Source organism: Massilimicrobiota sp. An105 (genome assembly GCF_002161155.1).
GTDB lineage: Bacteria > Bacillota_I > Bacilli_A > Erysipelotrichales > Coprobacillaceae > Allocoprobacillus > Allocoprobacillus merdigallinarum.
Genome location: NZ_NFLY01000103.1, coordinates 1 through 1,726 on the forward strand (window position 1 = coordinate 1; position 1,726 = coordinate 1,726).

The 1,726-nt window shown below is 38.6% G+C and carries 1 protein-coding gene; it reads left to right on the forward strand.

Going from position 1 to position 1,726, the window contains the following annotated elements; translation table 11 throughout:
- Positions 1-509 precede the first annotated feature (509 nt).
- Positions 510-1,595 carry a reverse transcriptase/maturase family protein gene (locus B5E48_RS13380; protein WP_087305636.1) on the forward strand — a complete coding sequence of 362 codons (1,086 nt, stop codon included), beginning with the start codon at positions 510-512 and terminating at the stop codon, positions 1,593-1,595.
- Positions 1,596-1,726: the final 131 nt, after the last annotated feature.

Sequence of the window (1,726 nt, forward strand, 5' to 3'; positions counted from 1 at the left end):
GTGCGCACGTTCTTGCGCTTAATATATATTTCTTTTGAAATCATCGCTCCTGCAATGCGATGTAAAGCAACCGACTTACCTCGCGGGGATAACCCAACGGGGACCAAAGCATGTCGGTAAAGCCAAGATTAGTTCTCTATGAACGAGTAGCTTGGCAAGCTAGGCCATATATGGTAAAGCTTCTAGAGTTGAATCCAAGTCTTGTGGTTCTAGGAAGACATTCAGGTAACCACTCCTGTCTCTAAACTGTATATTCAATATAGGAAAGGTTGAATATAAGCAGGCTGTTTAGCACAGCTGACATCGTCAGCCCAAAAGACCAATTGGATACCTAAGTATGGAGTGACTATATTAAGTGTTACCGTGATATACCCTAGTGCTCTGGTTTTCTTTATTCAAACCATCACGGGTAGAGAGTCTCTACAGTAGCCCAACGATTTTCTGTAATGGATAATACATGGTGAAAGGAGACAGTTTCTAATTTCTATTTTTGAAAGGAGTTGACCCGAATGAGTCACCAAAAACTTTTAACGAAACTAGAAGGTTTTCGTGCCCGTAACAGTATAAATCACTGTTACATCAATAAAGATGTCTATCGTCTTTTATATGATAGAGACTTCTACTACATTGCCTATAACAGTATCAAATCCAATGATGGTGCTGAAACTGCTGGCAGTGACGGAACTTCTCTTCATGGATTCTGCGAAGAATGGATTGATGATTTGATTTCATCCTTTAGGGATGAAAGCTATCAGCCACAACCGAACAGAATCACTTACATTCCCAAGAAAAACGGAAAGATGCGTAAACTTAGTTTCCCTAATGGTAAAGATAAGTTAGTTCAAGAATGTATTCGTATCATACTTGAATGTATCTATGAACCTACATTCTCAAATCTTTCTCATGGCTTTCGTCCCAATCGCAGTGTGCACAGTGCATTGGCTCAAGTGGAAACCTGGCGTTCTACTGTTTGGTTTATTGAGGGCGATATCTCTGCATGTTTCGACGAAATTGACCATCGTATCCTAGAGTCTATTCTTCGTGAAAGGATTGATGATGAACGTTTTATCCGTCTCATCAATAAACTACTGAAAGCTGGTTACTTCGATATGGAGCATAACTTCCAGACAACGAAACGAGGTAACGCTCAGGGCTCTTGTGCAAGTCCAATACTAGCGAATATCTATCTAGATAAACTGGACAGATTCATGGAGAATATCATTCAAAGAGATACAAAAGGTAAATATCGTAAACAAAATCCAAAATATGCCAAACTGAGATATCAGCTTAACAAAGCGATATCAGTGCATGATATCAAGGAAATCAAAAGACTAAGGAAAGAACTGAAAGCAACTTCATCAGTTGATGTTTTTGACCCTAACTTTCGTAGAGTACATTACGTACGCTATGCAGATGATTTTCTAGTAGGAACTATTTCTTCAAAAGCATATGCCGAACAACTTAAACAAGAAATCAAACACTTTCTTGAAAGTGAACTTCATCTAAGACTTAGCGAAGAAAAGACACTGATTACACACGCAAAAAACGAAAAAGCACATTTTCTTGGTTATCTCATCAACAGGAGATTTCCCTAACATTGACATCCTCATTGACAATCAAAAACTCATACACAAACTACGCGACAATGGAATGTGCAATGCCTTTGGATATCCTGCTTCCATAAAGAGATTATTATGCAAGCCTACTGAAGACATCATTACCTATG

Bases quoted from the DNA above. Each gene is read 5' to 3' on its own strand.
- B5E48_RS13380 (WP_087305636.1), top strand. From the start codon at position 510: ATGAGTCACCAAAAACTTTTAACGAAACTAGAAGGTTTTCGTGCCCGT.